Source organism: Alteromonas sp. LMIT006 (assembly GCF_024300645.1).
Classification (GTDB): Bacteria; Pseudomonadota; Gammaproteobacteria; order Enterobacterales; family Alteromonadaceae; genus Opacimonas; species Opacimonas immobilis.
Genome location: NZ_CP101291.1, coordinates 1595443 through 1614815 on the forward strand (window position 1 = coordinate 1595443; position 19373 = coordinate 1614815).

Consider the following 19373-nt stretch of genomic DNA (forward strand, 5'->3'; position numbering starts at 1 on the left):
AACCATTCCGTTAGTTGGGTAACTTTAGCCTTATTACTTTTTTAAAATTACAAATGGAGGATGCACCATGCGCATCGTATTATTAGGCGCACCTGGCGCGGGTAAGGGAACTCAAGCTCAGTTCTTAATGGGCAAATATGGTATTCCACAGATTTCAACCGGTGACATGTTGCGTTCGGCTATCAAAGCTGGCACAGAAATGGGTCTAGCGGCAAAGAAAGTGATGGATGCTGGTCAGTTGGTATCTGATGACATCATCATAGGTTTGGTCAAAGAGCGCATTGCACAAGAAGATTGTGCCAATGGTTTCTTACTTGATGGCTTCCCTCGCACCATTCCTCAAGCAGATGCGATGAAAGACGCAGGCGTAGCGGTTGATTACTGTCTTGAGTTTGATGTACCGGACGATGTGATTGTTGAGCGCATGGGCGGTCGTCGTGTTCACGCTGCTTCTGGTCGCGTTTATCATGTCGTGTACAATCCACCTAAAGTGGAAGGTAAAGACGATGAAACCGGTGATGATTTGATGATCCGTGATGATGACAAAGAAGCGACTGTGCGTGATCGTCTTGGTATTTATCACACTACTACTAAGCCACTGGTAGAGTATTACACTGCTGAAGCGGACGCAGGTAACTGTAAATACTTCAAGCTTGACGGTACGCAACCTGTGGATGCAGTCAGTCAACAGTTAGCAGAATTACTGGGTTAATTGTTTAATTAATCATAAGTCAAAAAATGAGCCGTCTATTATAGATGGCTCTTTTTTTGTGTGGATGTTAGGCAAAACCGTTTTTCAAGTTAACTGGTTCTCGGACGAAACTCCAATACCGTCGCATTAATGCAATAACGAGGCTTGCCATTAGGGCCATCATCAAACACATGACCTAGATGAATACCTGATTTAGCCGCTTTAATCTCGGTACGGACCATGCCGTAGGACAGGTCTTGATGATAGGTAACGCTATCTTTGACCGCTTCGGTAAACGATAACCAGCCAGACCCCGAGTTAAATTGATAATCGGTATCAAACAGAGGCGCTCCGGATAAGGTATCAATAAATACCCCAGAGCCGACATTTTTAAACTCTTCATATTGTCGGCAAAAACGCGCATCTGTGCCTTTGTTAAATGCCACATCAAACGCCTCGCTATCGCCAAGCTTAAAGGCTCCGAGTAATTGATAAAATTTATCCGGCGCAACATAACCTTGTACGCCGTGCACCTCTTCGCCGTCCTGCATAAATAGCAAGGTTGGTGTCGCCCAGGTTGGGCTTTTAACAGTTAAGCCTTCAAGTTGTTCAGCGCGACGGAAATGCATCGGTATAGAGCCCTGATAAGCATCTGCGACATCCGCTTTAAACTTGTCACAATACGGACAGTCGGGAGAATCAATGACAACAATGTGTTGTCCTTGTAATAAGGCTTGATTATCAATTTTGGCAACTTGTGTCACGCTTCCGTCAAAACGCACCCCTGTGGAATGATCAGGGCAGTAGCCGTTGGGGTTTTTGGCGATATAGTCTTGATGATATTCCTCAGCTGGATGAAACACATCCAGTGCTTTTATTTTGGTTTGAATAGTACCGTAGCCAGCTTTGGTCAACAGAGGTTGAAAGGCCTGAGTGACTTGTTGCGCAATGGCTTTTTGAGCGTCATTGGTATATAAAATGGTTGAGCGATATTGGGTACCTATATCATTGCCTTGGCGATTTGCCTGAGTCGGATCGTGCATTTCATAAAAGGCTTTGAGCAAGGTTTCTGTGCTGATTTGCGAAGGGTTGTACTCAATCTGAATCACTTCTGCGTAATTATCGTCATTAAATCGATGTTGGGCTTGTGTGATGTTGCGATAGGTCGGAGCAAAGCCGCGACCATCCGCATAACCTGAGACGACATTAATCACGCCAGGCATGGCCTCAAAGCGTTTCTCCGCACCCCAGAAACAGCCGAGTCCTAATACCAAGGTGTCGGACTCAATACTCATTGGCAAATCTTCGGATAGGGATATTTGCTGTATTTTGCTCTGCTCGCTATGACTCGAGGTGGACGTGCTGAAAGCTTGAGGCATAGAGAACCAAACTAACACTGCTGCGACGATAGCAAACGATAAAACGGATAAAATCTTCTGCATTGTTACTTTCCTCAACTAGGCTTAATGATAAAGACAGTTGTAAGTGGTGTGTTATTTCATTACAGTGCCACAGAATAATAAGATCGCAATCCTAAGGGAAATTCTATGTCACTTCCTATTACCGGCTTTTATACCAGCATTTTAGGTATCATTTTGGTTTATTTGTCCATTCTCGTTATTCGTGAGCGGCGTACAGGGCGCGTGAGCCTTGGTGATGGCAACGTAGAGGAGTTGCCATATTTGCAACGCACTTCTCGCGCATTTGGCAACTTTACTGAATATGTGCCCATGGCGGTGTTGTTGTTAGCGATCGCAGAGCTTAACGCCATCAATGCTTATGTCCTCCACGCTTGCGCCATGTTGTTAGTGTTTGGACGCCTTGCGCATGCGTATGGGTTGCGCCACCATCCAGGACCTTCCTGGCAACGCGTATGGGGAATGCTAGCAACTTTTGCCTGCATTGTCGTGTTGGCCGTCGCCAATATTGTGATTTTGTATTAATTACTCATAAGTATAGCGGCATTTCGCAACGCGATAGGAATAGCCAAGCGGCTGATTCTCATCTTCTGTGATGAGTAAAATCGAAAAATCATCCAACACAACCGTACGTTCATTTTCGGCTTTTTGGCACATGCTGTATGGGTAGGCTTCAAAGTGAAAGATGAATGTCGCAATGGCTTTATCGATGAATTGACCGGTTGCTTGCATGTCTTCTAGGTGTTCTTGTCCATCATTTTCAGTTGGATTTTCAGATAATGACAGTTCCAGTGGACGGTCTTGTTCTGACATCATTGCGACCTCAAACCCAGTTGCGTTAACTGAACTGGCTAAATATGGGGTAATCACTGTGACCAATCCAGAAATCACCACTGGGATCAAAATAATGCGAAACAGCATTGTGATGATGGCGTTTTTGGTATCTTCCCAGTGTACTTTTAATTGGATGCCAAAGAGCTTCAAGGGCAAACTCAAGAACAACCACAGGTTGGCCAGTATCAATCCCACCAAAAATATCAAAATGTGGCTCACTGCGATCCAAAATGGCATCAGCACCAATGTGGTAAAGCCCAAGGTAAAAACAAATGGCGTCGGCTCAACACCGGTGACTTGATTGATTTTGAGTGCAGCGAACGCCAAGGCGAGATTCGCAGTACTGGCGTACAAAATCAAGATAAAGCTTTTGCCAATTGTGGTCGCCCAGACTTTTTGAAATAGGTTTAACAGCTCTCTTATGAAACCAGCGAAGGCCAATACCATAGTTATTATCAATAAGATATTGCCACTATCGAACATCGCAAGCAATAAGCACAGCATCGCCGCAAAGTAGAATAATTGAGAGGGAGTATATTGCTTTGCCCAGCGCACAAAAGACAGTTCTCGAATATAGAGCTTAATGTGCATGACAGCGTTTGATAGCTGTGTTTGCAATCGCGTCATCCATTTGGGTGAAGTAAAACTCGAGGATGGTTGTGGCAACATAATGAGATGGGTCTGTTTTTTTGTTCATCATATCACATAAAAAATGCCCGCGAAAAGCGGGCATTGATTGGGGAAAACATACATGAATTGTGAGAGTGGTTAATTCTCGATTAAACGCGAGCCAATCTCAATTTTGCGCGGCTTTTCTGCTTCTGGAATGATGCGCTCCAAATCAATGTGGAGTAAACCATGCTCCATATCAGCGGCAAGTACTTTGACGTTGTCGCCGAGTTGGAATTTGCGCTCAAAGCTGCGCTCTGAAATGCCTTTGTGCAAGAATTTACGTTCCGCTTCGTCTTTTGGCGCGTCGTTTTTGCCAGAGACGATGAGTGTATTTTCTTGTACGGTAATCTCAATATTGTCCTGACCAAATCCAGCAACGGCCATCGTGATGCGATATTTATCGTCACCCAACAATTCAATGTTGTATGGGGGGTAGCTGGCTTGTTTTTCGTTGCGGGCAGCGGCATCAACTAATGCGGCTAAGTGATCAGAACCGATAAATGAACGGTAAAGTGGAGATAAATCGATAGTTCTCATAGTCATATCCTTCCTATTAAGCAATATGTAAAGTTTTAAATTGTGTGCCCCGGTATGTTAACCACGTCTCTTTTAAGACCTGTGTGCGCTAACTCGGCGGCGTTGTTTACCTAGTTGGTAAGTCGGCCTCTGTTGAGCACCGACAATTACTATTTAGGGACTATGAAAAATTCTTCAAGGGGTTTTTGTGATTTTTTTTGCAAAAAATGTGTGTTTCACTTTTAGAGCCAGAATAATACCGGCTAAAGTAAAGGTGATCACGTTTGCAATAATCATCGGCCAATCCATTAATACTACGCCGTAGAGTAGCCAGCACAACACGCCAAAGGTAAAGACCGAATACATGCCAATGGACAAGCTTTCCGTGTCGTTGGTTTTGATGACTTTGATTGCCTGTGGCAAGAAAGACATGGAGGTACAGGCTGCGGCAACATAGCCGATGTAAAATACGTATTCTGACATAAGGTGTCCTTAAATTTAAATCGCTTAAACGATTAAGTTCTTCTTTATTGACTATAGCTTATTTCATCCAACACGTCATTAATTGCTGAGAATGAATAGGTATTCAGATACAATTCCACGATGAACATTGAAGATATATCCTCATTATTGCGATTCAGTTTTGGATTTGAGTCATCTCATATCAAAAATATACAAATCGTACAAAGCCTGTGGAGTGGCTACGGGGCGATTGTGCGTTTTATGCAAGATGACACACCCATCATCGCTAAGCTTGTCAATAACAAAGCCATGCCGCACCACCCACGCGGCTGGGCCGGGCAAACCTCGCATGAACGCAAGCTTTCATCCTTTATCAATGAACAGACTTTTTATCAAAGCCACGCGTCTGATTTGCAAGACGTTGCTGCTGTGCCACAGTGGCTGGATACCGTGAATAGTGCTGACGCGATGGTGATGCTGTTGCAAGATGTCGATGCGGCGGGGTATGACCAGCGCTATCATCAATTAAATAATACGCGCTTTACGCAATGCCTTCATTGGTTGGCGCGTTTTCACGCATATTTTTTGCTGCATCCTTGGGATCAAACATTGTGGTCGCGCGGGAACTATTGGCACCTCGCCACGCGTCAAGATGAATATGCCACCATGGCTGATGGAGAATTAAAACGTCAGGCAAATGCATTAAATGCCTTGCTAGAGAGTGCGCAATATCAGACGTTGTTGCACGGCGATGCCAAAGTCGCTAATTTCTGTTTCAGCGATGCGCGCTGCTTAGCCTTGGATTTTCAATATGTGGGCGCGGGTGTTGGCGTGGTGGATGTCATGTATTTTCTTGGGAGCTGCTTGACGGAAAGCGAGCTTGAGGTGACAGCTGACGCTGCGTTTGATAGTTATTTTGCGGCATTAAAAAATGCCTTGCCTGAACCATACATTGTCAAACACTGGGACGCGTTGGAAAGTGAATGGCGCGCGTTAACCCCCGTCGCTTGGGCGGATTTTTCAAGGTTCTTAGAAGGGTGGTCGCCTAGCCACCATAAACTGCATGGCTACAGCGCTAGGCAAACACAAAGGGGACTGGATTTGTTAGCTCATTACCCCATGCCGTAAGCGCAGATCATGGAGCAGGGATAGCTGTCCGGCAAGGTCGACACTTCATTCAACGCTTGCCACTGCAAATCTGATAACTGAATCTGCGCTGCCGCAGCTTCAGTATGTGCCATTGAGAGTGAGGCGATTGGTGGAGTTTATTCTTGAGGGAGTGTAAAAAGTATGACTTAACTCCGATCAGGCAACTCATTACTGATATTCAACAGCGCCAAGCGCTCGGTTTCATGCTCAGTAAACGGCGCGTCGTAGTTTTCTTTGTTTAAACAAATCAAATGGTCTTTATTTTGACTAAAGCGCTGATTAATGGCTTTGAGCTGCGCAAAATAATCCGCGACCGACACATCAAAATAGTTAAAGACATTGGTTTGATTAGGCAAAAACAATAAATCACTATCGATATTGGCCATCAAATCGGCGTGTTTAAATACCGCTTGGGATTTGCTAAAGCAGGGTGAGGTACTGCGCAACACTGCCGCATCGGGGATCGCCATCGCACGCAGTTTGCCGTTGAAAGTTTGCCACGTAATGCCACACAGCGTGATGCGGATCTCTGCGGTTTGCTCCGCTGTGGTTTTAAGCGTCATTGAGGGCGAGTTACTACTTGCGATGTCTTGCAAAATATCCTGCACATCCTCAATAGAGAGTTTTTCATACGTCACTGGGCCACGCTGACTTTCAAAACTTAACTTGATTGTATCAAACAAATACATCACTTCGCCGGTGTCTTGCCATAATGACTTGTAGTGACTTTCCTCATAGGCTTTAGCAAGGATATCTGACGTATCTTTGGTTCTTGGGGCAGGGGAGAATAACTTGCTGAGTAGTTGCTTCATACTGGCTTAGTTTCAATTTGAATTAATTTATATACGCAAGAATGTCCGAAAATGAGCAATTGCAACGGCCATTTAGATCGCGTTGGCTAATTCCGCCCCTTGTCGAATCGCTGCCTTTGCATCTAGTTCAGCCGCCACGAATGCGCCTCCAATGACATGCACTGGAATATTGAGCGCCAGCATCTCGGTTTCGAGTTCACGCAAGGGCTCTTGCCCAGCACAAATCACCACATGGTCAACGTCGAGTGTTTGTTGCTTTTCGTTGACCGTGATGTGCAAGCCGTCATCGTTAATACGGTCATATGATACGCCGTTGAGCATTTTGACGCCGTGATTTTTGAGCGAGGTGCGATGGATCCAGCCACTGGTTTTACCAAGCCCTGCACCGACTTTACTGGTTTTACGCTGTAACAAATAAATATCACGTATAGGCGGCTCATGTGCAGCGACGGCCAATGCACCGGCGGTTTGATATTGTTTATCAATGCCCCAATGCGCCAGCCATGCGTCCAAATCCACCGTGAGGCTACGCTCGTTTAATAAATACTCGCTGACATCAAACCCAATACCGCCAGCCCCAATCACCGCGACTTTTTGGCCGACCTCGACTTTATCGCGTAGCACATCCAGGTAGCTCAAGACTTTGGGATGGTCGATGCCTTCAATGTCCACTTTGCGCGGGCTAATCCCTGTCGCAAGAATGATTTCATCAAAACCAGTGTCGGCAAAGGTTGCTTGTGATACTCGGGTGTTGAGGTGCACAGTAACGCCCGCTTTAGCCATGCGTTTGTCAAAATAACGCAATGTTTCATAAAACTCTTCTTTGCCCGGTATTTGTTTGGCGTAATTAAATTGACCGCCGATTTCACTCGCACTGTCATACAGGTGGACTTCATGGCCGCGTTCAGCGGCATAGCTAGCAAAGGATAAGCCGGCGGGGCCTGCGCCAACCACGGCAAGTTTTTTTGGCGTCACGACTTGTTTAAATAACAACTCGGATTCATAACAGGCGCGCGGATTAACCAAACACGAGACGCGTTTTCGGTCAAACGCATGGTCAAGGCAGGCTTGGTTACAGGCAATACAGGTATTGATCAAGTCAGCTTCATCGCGCTTCGCTTTGGCCATGAATTCACCATCAGCTAATAACGGACGGGCCATGGATACCATATCGGCTTCGCCTTTTGCCAAGATAGATTCGGCAATTTCTGGGGTATTGATGCGGTTTGTGGTGATCAACGGAATGGATACGGCATGCTTGACGCGCTCGGTGATCCAAGTAAATGCGGCGCGCGGTACCGAAGTTTGTATCGTTGGTATACGCGCTTCATGCCAGCCAATGCCGGTATTGATAAGCGTGGCGCCAGCTTGCTCGATGGCTTTGCCTAGATAAACGACCTCATCATACGTCGCACCACCCTCGACTAAATCCAGCATGGATAAACGATAGATAATAATAAAGTTGCTACCGACTTTTTCGCGTACTTGACGCACGATTTCTACAGCAAGACGCGCGCGATTTTCAAGTGAGCCACCCCAATCGTCAGTGCGCTTGTTGGTGCGCTCACAGAAAAACTGGTTAATCAAATAGCCTTCCGAACCCATGATTTCAACACCGTCATAACCAGCTTGCTGGGCATAATAAGCACAATTTGCGTAATCCTTGATGGTGCGTTTAATCCCGCGCTCAGATAAAGCTCTAGGTTTAAAAGGCGTAATCGGAGATTTGACTGCTGAAGCCGACACATTCAGCGGATGATAACCATAGCGACCCGCATGTAAGATTTGCATGCAGATTTTGCCACCCGCTTGGTGCACAGCATCGGTGACGACTCGGTGTTTTTTAGCATGGCGCATATTGCTCATGCGGGCAGCAAAGGGGCCTAACCAGCCTTCAATATTCGGGCTAATGCCACCGGTCACGATCAAGCCAACTTCTGCAGCCGCGCGTTCTGCGTAAAACGCTGCAAGCTTTTTAAAGCCACCTTTCTGTTCCTCTAGCCCAATATGCATAGAGCCCATGAGGCAACGATTTTTTAAGGTGGTAAAACCCAAATCCAAAGGTTCAAATAGGTGCGGGTAGGCGGTGGCTGTCGTCATGTCGGTGCCTTTATTTTAGTAATGTAAAAACCGTGTTATAGATTAAGTGGTCTGACCTCGCTTTGCAAATGAAAAAGTCACATATTAACTTATTCTTCTTCATCAAAGGTTTGATGTTTCAAAGCATCCGTTAACACTCGTTTGTAACGACGTTGACGGCGACGTGCTTTGGCGTTGTTGGCGCGCCAATTTTGGCGTTTGTCTTGGACGATTTCATCGAGGTCTTCGGCGCGTTCAATACGAGAGGCGTCTTTGATGGAGGTGCGTTTAGGCATAACTCACTCGGCTATTTTTGTTCTTCTACGAGTGAAAAGGGAGGAAGGTTTAGCTCGGTTTTTGAATAACCATAAAACAGTGCTTTTCGCCATTTTGGTCAAATTCTAATGTTTGTTCAATACAACGACACTCAGATATGATTCGACGGTAACCTTTTATGCCAAGTGTTGCATACGCCATTTTGACGCCCATATAATTATTGCTATGACTATCAGGCTCTTCAAGCCCACCAAAAGAGAATATACACACACCGCCAGGCGCTAATAAGTCGCGTATTTTAGTTAATGCCTTGGGTTGGTCCGCCAGTGGAATATGCCACAAAGCATCCCAACAGCTCATAAAGTCATAGTGATGAGGTGATTGCCATTGCAAAAAATCAGCATGATGAAAAAGGATATCTGGACGTTTGGCGCGTGCAATGTCCAGCATATTGGCTGATATATCTAAGCCTTCGACCGTGTCAAAATCAGCGCTGAGTAAATCAATGATGCGATTGGTACACCCGCAGCCAATATCCAGCGCACGATGATAATTGGCAGCAAAACTCAGTGCGTGTTGGTGTTGCGCAATGCCGTTAGATCGGTCAAATTCGTCAGATTCCCATAAGTGGGTGATCTGATCGTACGCCTGACCTATCTGTTTGGGCGTCATTTTATTCGGCTTATTTATGGCGCTCGCGCAAGATACCGACAACATCTTGCATCGATAAACCTGATGCTTGCAACAATACCAGCAAATGATACATCAAATCCGCAGATTCGTTTTTGAGCTCTTCCAAATCGGCGACTGTGGCAGCCAATGCGGTTTCCACGCCCTCTTCACCGACTTTTTGGGCGATGCGTTTGATGCCCTTGTTGTACAGGCTTGCGGTGTACGAGCTAGAAGGGTCGGCGCCTTTGCGAGAAGCAATGAGCTGTTCTAAATCGGCAATAAAGGTGTAGTCGGTGGCTTGTCCGTCAAACCAGCATGATTCGGTACCGGTATGGCAAGTTGGACCAACAGGGTTAGCCAACACTAATAAGCTGTCTTGGTCACAATCTGCGGTGACAGAGTGTAAGTTCAAGGTGTTGCCTGACTCTTCTCCCTTCGTCCAAAGGCGCTGTTTGGAGCGACTAAAAAACGTCACATGTCCGGTTTTAAGAGTTTTATTTAACGCCTCTTGGTTCATGTAACCTTGCATCAGCACTTTGCCGGTCACGGCATTTTGTACAATCGCAGGAATCAGGTTGTCCATTTTGGCCCATGCTAAGGCGTTGGTGTTACTGCTGTCTATTTTCATAGTGGGTTCTTTACCTTTGCGGCCTCATGATAATGTCTTCGTTGAGTAAGTAGGTTTTGAGTGCGGCAATCTCAATCACACCTTTGTGAAATACCGATGCAGCCAGAGCACCATCGACATCAGCGGATTTGAATACATCTGCAAAATGATGCACAGCACCTGCGCCACCAGAGGCAATGAGTGGTACGTTACAAATCTCTCGGATCGCACGCAATTGAGTGATGTCGTAGCCTTGACGCACCCCGTCTTGATTCATGCAGTTGAGTACGATTTCGCCCGCGCCGCGCTGTTGGACTTCGCGGACCCAATCGGCGGTTTCCCATGCCGTTTGTTGGGTACGGGTTTCATCGCCGGTAAATTGATACACTTCGTATTTGCCCGTTGCGTCATTGAAGTGGCTGTCAATGCCAATCACAATACACTGTTGTCCAAACGCATCATGCATTTCGGTGATCAAATCTGGGTTGCTCAGCGCAGGTGAATTAATGGATATTTTGTCCGCTCCCATGGATAAAATTGCAGCGGCATCTTCGACGGATTTGATCCCACCAGCCACGCAAAAAGGAATATCAATCACCTCAGCAATACGAGCAACCCAGCTCTTGTCGACCACACGGGCATCTGAGGATGCCGTGATATCATAAAAAACCAATTCATCGGCACCGGCTTGCGCATAGCCTTCGGCCAGTGGCACGATGTCACCGATGATTTCGTGATTGCGGAATTTGACGCCTTTGACAACTTTGCCATCGCGAACGTCAAGACAAGGAATGATGCGTCTTGCTAACATGAATATGCTCGTTTGGGAAACGACTCTAAAATATATTGATATATGATACGTTTTTTGGCCAAGGCTGACAATCACCTGACACTAAGAGACTGGTCGTAGCAATGGTCATGCTCATGTTTAAAGGTGCATTCTCATTTCAATGAGCGCGGCGTAAAACCCGGATTTTTGATACGCTCGAATGGCGCCTTCGTTATCTGGGTACACAGTCAACTTGAAGTTAGCAACGCCGCGCCCAGTAGCGAAGGCAATCAGCGCATCCATCACGCCGCGATTAATGCCTTTTCCTCGATGCTCTGGGACCACATACATCATCTGGATATGGCCGACCTTGTCGTATTTAAAATAGGGTTTAGCAGGCTCTATGGTAACTGCACCACAACCAACAACGCGCTCATCTATTTCTGCCACGATGAGAACAGCCTCAGGGTCGTCAACAAATCCCATGGGATCGTAATAGGTAATGTGACCTGGCGCGAGTGAGTGGTCCATGGGACGCTCTGCCGTAATGATACCTTGTAAAAAATCATCTAATATTTGTTTGTCAGCATGAGTGGCAGAACGAAATTTGACCATATTGTTATTTTTCTCCTTTCCATACCACTTGATATAGGTCACGACGACGGTCTAAAAAGTTACGCACCGAGCCTTCGTTTTGCAATTGCGCTAGCTTAGTAAAGTCCAAATCAGCAATTAAGGTCATCTCGGTATTCGGCGTGGTTTCTGATACAATTGCATCGTGTGCAAAAGCAAAATCCGAAGGCGAGAACACCGCGCTTTGCCCGTATTGCAAGTCTACATTGTCCACTTGGGGTAAATTCCCAACAGAACCAGCGATAGCAACATAGCACTCGTTTTCGATAGCACGAGCTTGGGCACAACGACGTACCCGAAGATATCCATTTTTGGTATCCGTCCAAAACGGCACACACAGAAGCTTAATTTCTTGCTCGGATAACAAACGCGCTAGCTCTGGAAACTCGATGTCGTAACAAATCAACACACCCAACTTGCCAATATCCGTATCAAAGACATTGAGTTTGTCTCCGCCTTTCATGAGCCAGGCTTGTTTTTCATGAGGGGTGGGGTGAATTTTGTATTGGGTTTCCACCCGGCCATCGCGATGACAAAAATACGCAATGTTGACCAATTCATCGTCTTCAATGACGGGTATCGAACCGGCGACAATATTAATGTTGTAACTCAAAGCCAGTTGAGTCATTGCGTTGACAATGGTCTCTGAGTACTCCGCCAAGTGCCAAATCGCATCAATTGCCTGATCAGAAGGACTTAACCCCATCAGTGGCGCGTTAAAAAACTCAGGAAAAATCGCCAAGTCACACTTGTAATCTGCCACGGCATCGACAAAGAATTCGACTTGTTGCAACATCGCCTCAACACTTTCAAAATGTCGCATTTGCCATTGAATGCAAGCAATTCGCGCAGTGGACTTATCGCTTTGAATCAGACTTGGGGTTTTGGCCTCATAATACATGTTGTGCCATTGTAACAAGGTTGCATAGCCTAAGGATTCTTTGTCTTCTGGCAAATAGCCTTTGAGTACTTGTTTGACTTCAAAATCGTTGGCGAGTTGAAAAGACAAGGTCGGGTCATGGATCTCTTTTTCTTTGACTTGTTGGATGTACTCAAACGGCGTCATGGAGTCGGCATATTGCCGGTAATTCGGAATACGCCCCCCGGCCATAATCGATTTGAGGTTTAAGTTGCGGCACAATTCTTTGCGCGCTTCATACAAGCGACGTCCTAAGCGCATGCCGCGGTATTCCGGGTGCACAAAAAACTCCACACCGTATAACACATCCCCATTTGGATCATGAGTGGTTAAATAGGTATCGCCGGTGATTTCATTGTATGTGTGTTTGTCGCCAAATTTGTCGTAGTCAACAATGACACTAAACGCAGCGGCAACGATTTGTCCTTTATCCTCTATACAAAACTGCCCTTCGGGGAAGGTATTGATTTGGGACTCAAAAGAACGTTGGCGAAAAGCACCGCCTAATCCATGGTAAACACGACCTTGGAGTTTATTAACAGCTTGATAGTCAGAACTGGTCAGGTGGCGCAATAAAAGGTGATGATCGGAATCATCGTATGGTGCGTCAGTGGTCATAGAAGATCCTTGCAATGAGATGCTTAAAGCTACTCCCACTTATATTGTTTTGCAATATATTTTAGTCAAAAGTTGTGTTGACTATAGTACTTTAGTAGGTATGATTGTAATCGTATGCAAATAAAGGATCTTTTATTCGATTTTTACGTAAAAATACAAGCAATTTAGATCATTTTTGCATTACATACTACATAACAATAATTTATCTGGAGACAAACTCTTGAAACAACAAACTCACAACAAATTCAATAAAACCGCTATCGCACTAGGTTGTGCGCTTGCTTTTACCGCAAGTGTACCGGCTATTGCTGTAGCACAAGATAGTGAACAATCGGTCGAAAAAACCGAAAAAATCATTGTTACAGGGACTCGTATCTCTGGTCGTTCGGCAGAAGACTCGCCGGTACCAGTAGATGTTATTTCGGGCGAAGATTTTCGTCAAAACGCGTCAACTGACGTGCAAGACATGTTGCGTACTTCGGTACCTTCATTCGATATCAACACTCAGCCTATCTCGGATGCGGCAACCATCGTTCGTCCAGCGAACTTGCGTGGACTTTCGCCTGACAACGTTTTAGTACTTGTCAACGGCAAGCGTCGTCACCGTGGTTCGGTTATCTCTTTCTTAGGTGGTGGTATTTCTGATGGTGCACAGGGTGTTGATATTTCTGCTATTCCATCTATGGCATTGAAGCAAGTTGAAGTATTGCGTGACGGCGCGTCATCTCAATATGGTTCAGACGCCATCGCTGGGGTATTAAACTTTATCCTGCGCGATGATTCGGAAGGTTTGGAACTGAGTGCAAAATACGGTTCAACCTTCGAAGGTGACGGTGATAATTTTGTCGTGTCGGCAAACGCTGGCTTACCACTGGGTGAAAATGGTTTCTTAAACATCACCGGTGAAATCCGTGAAGTAGATGGCACCGTGCGTTCTGTTGTTCGTAATGATGTACAAAACCTAGTGGCCGCAGGTGTCGTAACTGATCAGTTCTCTGTCATCAATAGTTACACTGATGAAGTCCCTCAATACTGGGGACAACCTGATGTTGAAGATGATGTGAAATTGTTCTTCAACTCAGCGATTGAGCTAAGTGATAATGCTGAATTGTACGCATTCGGTAACTATGCACAGCGCACGGTAACAGGTGGCTTCTTCTATCGTAATCCAACCAACCGTGGCGGTGTCTATCGCGGTCCAATGGTTGATCCGGCAACCGGTCTTGCTTCAAGCAACGCAGATGCAGTGGCATCCGTACTAGTAGGTGACATGGACGGTGGTTCTTCTTGTATCGACGGTATTCCACTTAATGGTGTTGTTCCAGACGCGGACTTCTTGGCACAAGTGACCGCAGATGATAACTGTTTCTCATTTTTAGAAACCATTCCAAATGGCTTTGTCCCGCGTTTTGGTGGGGATAATGAAGACCAATCCATCGTAGTGGGTATTCGTGGTGATTTAGAAATTGGTAACGGCATTAGCTATGATGTCAGTGCACAAACGGGTTCAAACCGTTCTGATTTCTTCATCATGAACACCATCAACGCATCGTTAGGTCCTGCAACACCACGTGATTTTACACCAGGTGGCCAGAAGCAAACGGAAACGCAATTCAACGCTAGCTTTGTGACTGCGTATGATGTGGGCTTTGATTCAGACTTAAACGTGGCGTTTGGTGCTGAGTACCGCGAAGAGCAATTCGACTTATATGCTGGCGATGAGGCTTCTTATGCATTAGGTCCATTGGCCAGCCAAGGATTTTCATCAAGCTCAAACGGCTTTGGTGGTTTCCCTAATTCAACCTCTGCAAAACAAGACTCTACTGCGTTTTATGTTGACTTAGAAGCGGATGTCACTGAGCATTTGACGATGCAAACCGCATTACGTCGTGAAGATTTCAGCGAGTTTGGAAGCACAACGGACTTTAAAGTCGCAGGTATCTATCATGTTTCAGATGATTTGCGTTTACGTGCAGCCTATTCAACTGGTTTCCACGCACCGACTGCGGGACAAGCGAACATCACCAACGTAACAACACAAAACGTCGGTGGTCAGTTGATTGACCAAGGTACTTTGCCATTGTCTTCAGCAGCCGGTCAGTTGGCTGCAGATTTTATCGAAAGTGCGGGTAACGGTCGTCCAACATTAGGCCCAGAAGATGCAACGAACTTCTCATTTGGCGCATCATTTAGCCTAGGTGATACCGATTGGACAGTGGATTACTACAACATCGAATTAACTGATCGTGTGGCATTGGGTGCAAACGTCAGCTTCGTTGATGCATTAAATTACGCAGGTGGCTCAGGCGCTAACTATGCAACCGTATCTGAAGGCTTAACTGACTTAGACGCGCGTGGCATCATTAATCGCCAAGATTTCATCGGTTTAGATGATTTGTCACAGTTCCGTTTCTTCTCAAACAGCTTCGATACGACCACAACGGGTATCGATATCGTCGGTAACTACGACTTTGCATTGGGTGAAGGTGAATCTAAGCTTGTCTTAGCGCTTAACTACAACAAAACTGAAGTAGACAACGTCGGTACATTGAACCCAATCAGTGCAGGCCGCGTGCAAGCAATTGAAGATTTGCTACCAAATACCAAAGGCAACTTATCTTGGTACCACACGCAAGGCGACTTCCGCACTATGGTTCGCGCCAACTACTACGGTGGCTGGGATGATACAGGCAATGGTGTCAACGGCATCAGTGCTGAAGTCTTAGTGGATGTCGAAGTAAACTATCAATTAAATGACAACACTGTGATTGCATTGGGTGTTGAGAACTTATTTGATACGTATCCTGACAAAAACCCAAGCGCAGGCAGCTTAGGTCAGTTGTACTCTGAAGCAAGCCCATTCGGCTTCAATGGTGGTGCATACTACTTACAAGCGCGCTTTACTTACTAATTCCTAAAGGAATTTAGATAAGCGAATACCGCCCTTTGTGTGACACGAAGGGCGGTTTTTTTTGTGCAAATCACAGTCCCATATGAATCAAAAATAGTGCTTGCCCAATCGGTATTTTGAGCGCACAATCGCGCCAATTTTTATCGCTTAATACGATGCAATCACACTTATGAACACCAACCTAGCTCAGCATTTGCCCAGTGATAATGGTACTATCGATGATATTTTGTTTACGGCCATTGCGTCGGATATCCGTGCCAAAGGGTTTAGCATTCAGCCTATGGCGCTCCCCGACGCTGTCCTGTCGCCAGTAGTCAGCCATAATCAAGCGATGTTGCAATCCCAATTCTCGCAAGCTGGGATTGGCCGGTCATTGGATTTTCAGCAAAATAACTTTGTGCGGCGGGATGAAATCAGTTGGATCACCGGTGAGTCTGAGGCCGGTCAAATCTGGCTGAATTGGACAGCAAAATTACAGACATTTCTCAATCGGCGCTTGTTTTTAGGATTGTTTTCGTTCGAAAGTCATTTTGCCCACTATCCTCCAGGGGCGTTCTACAAGCGCCATTATGATGCGTTTCACGGTCAAGCCAATCGAATCTTGTCTATAGTAGTCTATCTCAACCCACACTGGCCATTAGCTGCAGGAGGCGAACTGGTCTTATATCGAGATGATCGGGATGTTGAGGGGATTAAAGTGACGCCAGCTCTGGGTACGATTGTCACTTTTTTAAGTGAAGAGTTTCCCCATGAGGTCTTACCGGCGACTCAAGACCGCTATTCTATCGCCGGCTGGTTCCGCTTGAATACTTCCATTAATAATCAAATTGACCCGTCCCGATGATGCTTTATGCGGCATAATTGAGTCCACACTCAGTCCTTCTGCGCATAGTCATATCGGTAATTTGGATCTATGACTAACTAACCATTTGGTTGGCGATAGATAGAATTCCATTGCAATCCTTGTAGCGGTTCGTTATTCTCCGCCTCCTCATTCATTACAGTTGAATAATCATCCATGAACATTAATAAATATTTTGAAGACAACGTTATCTCGATTGGTTTTGATGCACCAGAAGGGCATGTCAGCTCTGGCGTGATGAGTCCTGGTGAGTATGCATTTGGTACCAGCCAAAAAGAACGCATGGTCGTCGTACACGGTGCATTAGAAGTGCGCCTTCCAAATACAACTGAGTGGCAAGTGTTTGCCGCGGGGACCGAATTTAATGTGGATGCCAATGTGACGTTCGATGTGAAGGTCGCAGAGCCAACGGCGTATCTTTGTTACTATAGTTAATCTTAGCAAAAGCGCTATGTATAAAAATCACTGCCCTTGATTTGAAAATATGGCGCGCTATCTTCGGCCAATAAAGCGGGTCCGTCTAAATCGATAACCGATGCATAAGTACTGAGCAACACACTTGGCGCCATCGCCAAGGAGGTGCCAACCATACAGCCCAGCATGATGATTTTTTCAAGTGTTTGGCAGGTATGTACCATCTTTATTGCTTCACTTAATCCACCTGATTTGTCTAATTTGATATTAAACGCTTGATACAAATGGGCTAAACGCTTGATATCTTCATGCGTATGGCACGACTCATCGGCGCAAATGGGGATTGAGCCAGCGTAATGCACCAGTTGCTCATCCATTCCTGCGGGGATGGGTTGTTCAATTAACGCGATGGGCAATGACTCAAGTTCCTGGATCACTTCATTGAGTAACTCAATAGACCAGGCTTCGTTGGCATCAATGACGAGCGTGGATTGGGGGGATATTTGGTGAATTTGGGTTATTTTGGCCACGATGTCATGTGCATCGAGTTTGACTTTGAGCCATTTGGGCTGGCCTAACGCTTGAGTTTCCTGCGTCATCACGTCAATGCTATCAACGCTGATCGTACGGCAAGTTTGGATGCAATCTGGATAAACAAAGGGCTTAGGAAGACGCTCGACAAGTGGGGGAAGTTTGGTCAAAGGACATTGTTCTGTTTCGGCCCACAATGCCCACAGAGCACAATTGACTGCGTTTTTAGCCGCGCCAGGTGGGAGCATTTTATCTAATACCACAAACGCATCAGTGATGTTAGCCGGTAATTGAAGAGATTGGATTTGCTCAATGACCGATGACTGGGTTTCGTTGTAGCGCGAATAGGGGACGCATTCCCCGCGACCGGTTGCCTTACCCAATCTCAATTCCACCTCCACAACATCGGCATGATGTTTCGTTGCGCGTGAAATTTTAAAGGCGCGCTTTAAGGGATATTGTCGAGGATGGGGGCTGATTGCGATCATAATTGATCAATGATCGGCGCAACGCCATGTCGTACCGGATCAACACATGGTAATCCCGTTTCATCCGAATAGGCTTGGCACGCTTGTAAAGCCGTCTGCTCATCCACCGCAGAAGTATTTAAACAAATACCAGCGACACGACAATTGGGATTGGTACGTCTGGCGTGTAATAAATTAACGTCGATGGTCTCAGTGATACTCGGTAGTGCATAATCAGGCAACCCGCGCACGTGAGTGCGACCTAATGCATGGCATACCACGATGGCATCGGGCTGCGCACCGTGTATTAAACCAATAGTGACGCCAGCAAAAGCCGGTTGAAATAACGACCCTTGTCCTTCAATGACATCCCAATGTGCTGGATCATTATCCGGAGTCAGCGCTTCAATGGCACCTGAGATAAAATCCGCCACGACACAGTCTACGGCAACGCCTTCTCCGGCAATCAATATCCCGCATTGGCCTGTAGCACGAAACGTGGCTGGCTGGCCTCGGGCTTCGAGCTCTTTGTGTAAGGCGAGGGTAGAATACATCTTGCCAACAGAGCAATCTGTGCCCACCGTTAACAAGCGTTTCCCGGTGCGTTTTGCGCCATTTCCTGTGTGATAGCGAGTCGTAGGATGGCGTATATCTTGAAGCGCAACGTGATATTGAGCCGCAGCATTAGATAGCTCGGCTTGATCGCTGAGTTTATCATGCAAACCATTGACAATATTCATGCCTAGCGCCATGGCTTCTTGAATGATCGCAAAATGCTCAGGGTCAATGTGCCCACCGGCATTGTTAAACCCCAATACAAACGTTTTTGCACCGGCCTTAGCTGCTTCTTCAAGCGAGAGTGACTGCAATCCTGTTGAAACGGTACAGTCTGGGCCTTTGATTTCACCCACGCAGAGTTCTGGGCGCCAATAAGCAATACTGGCGGCCATTTTGAGGCCAAGGATATCGGTTGCGTTGCCAAGGTAAACAGCATATGGGGGAGTAAGTTGCATGATAAAAGACGTTATTAACTTGTGATGAATGCAATGTATTTTATCTAT

The 19373-nt window shown here is 46.1% G+C and carries 20 protein-coding genes; 6 read left to right on the forward strand and 14 right to left on the reverse strand.

Translation table 11 applies throughout. From position 1 onward, the window contains the following. The first annotated feature begins 67 nt into the window (after positions 1 to 67). Positions 68 to 712 (forward strand): adenylate kinase, encoded by a 645-nt coding sequence (gene adk / locus NLG07_RS07465; protein WP_254854847.1) that lies wholly within the window; start codon positions 68 to 70, stop codon positions 710 to 712. 89 nt (positions 713 to 801) lie between these two features. On the opposite strand, the gene msrA is transcribed toward adk, so the two are convergent. Further along, positions 802 to 2133, reverse strand: a complete 1332-nt coding sequence (gene msrA / locus NLG07_RS07470) for a peptide-methionine (S)-S-oxide reductase MsrA (protein ID WP_254854848.1) — start codon at positions 2131 to 2133, stop codon at positions 802 to 804. A 105-nt stretch (positions 2134 to 2238) separates the two neighbouring features. Here msrA and NLG07_RS07475 point away from each other — a divergent pair, with 105 nt between their 5' ends. Then, the gene (locus NLG07_RS07475; RefSeq protein ID WP_254854849.1) at positions 2239 to 2634 is read left to right on the forward strand and encodes an MAPEG family protein; all 396 of its coding nucleotides are present in this window, start codon (positions 2239 to 2241) and stop codon (positions 2632 to 2634) included. Here the strand turns inward: NLG07_RS07475 and NLG07_RS07480 are convergent, their stop codons facing one another. The 3 genes from NLG07_RS07480 to NLG07_RS07490 form a co-directional block, all read right to left on the reverse strand. Further along, positions 2635 to 3612, reverse strand: coding sequence for a hypothetical protein (locus NLG07_RS07480; RefSeq protein ID WP_254854850.1), 978 nt, complete (start codon positions 3610 to 3612; stop codon positions 2635 to 2637). Between the two features lie 99 nt (positions 3613 to 3711). Continuing rightward, positions 3712 to 4152, reverse strand: coding sequence for an Hsp20 family protein (locus tag NLG07_RS07485; RefSeq protein ID WP_254854851.1), 441 nt, complete (start codon positions 4150 to 4152; stop codon positions 3712 to 3714). A 174-nt stretch (positions 4153 to 4326) separates the two neighbouring features. Then, positions 4327 to 4614, reverse strand: a complete 288-nt coding sequence (locus NLG07_RS07490; RefSeq protein ID WP_254854852.1) for a SemiSWEET transporter — start codon at positions 4612 to 4614, stop codon at positions 4327 to 4329. A 120-nt stretch (positions 4615 to 4734) separates the two neighbouring features. On the opposite strand from NLG07_RS07490, the gene NLG07_RS07495 reads away from it, so the two are divergent. Beyond that, positions 4735 to 5721 (forward strand): phosphotransferase, encoded by a 987-nt coding sequence (locus NLG07_RS07495; protein ID WP_254854853.1) that lies wholly within the window; start codon positions 4735 to 4737, stop codon positions 5719 to 5721. Positions 5722 to 5888: 167 nt separating this feature from the next. On the opposite strand, the gene NLG07_RS07500 is transcribed toward NLG07_RS07495, so the two are convergent. The 8 genes from NLG07_RS07500 to NLG07_RS07535 all read right to left on the reverse strand — a co-directional run bounded on the left by NLG07_RS07500 (position 5889) and on the right by NLG07_RS07535 (position 13127). Beyond that, the gene (locus NLG07_RS07500) at positions 5889 to 6554 is read right to left on the reverse strand and encodes a hypothetical protein (RefSeq protein ID WP_254854854.1); all 666 of its coding nucleotides are present in this window, start codon (positions 6552 to 6554) and stop codon (positions 5889 to 5891) included. A 72-nt stretch (positions 6555 to 6626) separates the two neighbouring features. Continuing rightward, a complete protein-coding gene (locus NLG07_RS07505; RefSeq protein ID WP_254854855.1) occupies positions 6627 to 8654 on the reverse strand; it encodes an NADPH-dependent 2,4-dienoyl-CoA reductase in 2028 nt (675 codons plus the stop codon). An 89-nt stretch (positions 8655 to 8743) separates the two neighbouring features. Beyond that, positions 8744 to 8929 (reverse strand): hypothetical protein, encoded by a 186-nt coding sequence (locus NLG07_RS07510; RefSeq protein ID WP_254854856.1) that lies wholly within the window; start codon positions 8927 to 8929, stop codon positions 8744 to 8746. Between the two features lie 49 nt (positions 8930 to 8978). Next, positions 8979 to 9581 carry a class I SAM-dependent methyltransferase gene (locus NLG07_RS07515; RefSeq protein ID WP_254854857.1) on the reverse strand — a complete coding sequence of 201 codons (603 nt, stop codon included), beginning with the start codon at positions 9579 to 9581 and terminating at the stop codon, positions 8979 to 8981. A gap of 10 nt (positions 9582 to 9591) precedes the next feature. Next, complete coding sequence (gene hisIE / locus NLG07_RS07520) at positions 9592 to 10209, reverse strand: bifunctional phosphoribosyl-AMP cyclohydrolase/phosphoribosyl-ATP diphosphatase HisIE (protein WP_254854858.1); 618 nt, start codon at positions 10207 to 10209, stop codon at positions 9592 to 9594. Positions 10210 to 10219: 10 nt separating this feature from the next. Then, positions 10220 to 10999 carry an imidazole glycerol phosphate synthase subunit HisF gene (gene hisF, locus NLG07_RS07525; protein WP_254854859.1) on the reverse strand — a complete coding sequence of 260 codons (780 nt, stop codon included), beginning with the start codon at positions 10997 to 10999 and terminating at the stop codon, positions 10220 to 10222. Positions 11000 to 11116: 117 nt separating this feature from the next. After that, complete coding sequence (locus NLG07_RS07530; RefSeq protein WP_254854860.1) at positions 11117 to 11572, reverse strand: GNAT family N-acetyltransferase; 456 nt, start codon at positions 11570 to 11572, stop codon at positions 11117 to 11119. Between the two features lie 4 nt (positions 11573 to 11576). Next, positions 11577 to 13127 carry a bifunctional GNAT family N-acetyltransferase/carbon-nitrogen hydrolase family protein gene (locus NLG07_RS07535; RefSeq protein ID WP_254854861.1) on the reverse strand — a complete coding sequence of 517 codons (1551 nt, stop codon included), beginning with the start codon at positions 13125 to 13127 and terminating at the stop codon, positions 11577 to 11579. Between the two features lie 220 nt (positions 13128 to 13347). Here NLG07_RS07535 and NLG07_RS07540 point away from each other — a divergent pair, with 220 nt between their 5' ends. The 3 genes from NLG07_RS07540 to NLG07_RS07550 all read left to right on the forward strand — a co-directional run bounded on the left by NLG07_RS07540 (position 13348) and on the right by NLG07_RS07550 (position 17335). Further along, the gene (locus tag NLG07_RS07540) at positions 13348 to 16038 is read left to right on the forward strand and encodes a TonB-dependent siderophore receptor (protein ID WP_254854862.1); all 2691 of its coding nucleotides are present in this window, start codon (positions 13348 to 13350) and stop codon (positions 16036 to 16038) included. A 169-nt stretch (positions 16039 to 16207) separates the two neighbouring features. After that, positions 16208 to 16882, forward strand: coding sequence for a 2OG-Fe(II) oxygenase (locus NLG07_RS07545; protein WP_254854863.1), 675 nt, complete (start codon positions 16208 to 16210; stop codon positions 16880 to 16882). Positions 16883 to 17056: 174 nt separating this feature from the next. Next, positions 17057 to 17335, forward strand: coding sequence for a pyrimidine/purine nucleoside phosphorylase (locus NLG07_RS07550; protein WP_254854864.1), 279 nt, complete (start codon positions 17057 to 17059; stop codon positions 17333 to 17335). Positions 17336 to 17349: 14 nt separating this feature from the next. On the opposite strand, the gene NLG07_RS07555 is transcribed toward NLG07_RS07550, so the two are convergent. Both NLG07_RS07555 and dgcN read right to left on the reverse strand, forming a co-directional pair. Further along, positions 17350 to 18333 (reverse strand): dipeptide epimerase, encoded by a 984-nt coding sequence (locus NLG07_RS07555; protein ID WP_254854865.1) that lies wholly within the window; start codon positions 18331 to 18333, stop codon positions 17350 to 17352. Further along, complete coding sequence (gene dgcN / locus NLG07_RS07560; protein ID WP_254854866.1) at positions 18330 to 19325, reverse strand: N-acetyltransferase DgcN; 996 nt, start codon at positions 19323 to 19325, stop codon at positions 18330 to 18332. Before dgcN ends, NLG07_RS07555 begins: the two co-directional genes overlap by 4 nt. Positions 19326 to 19373: the final 48 nt, after the last annotated feature.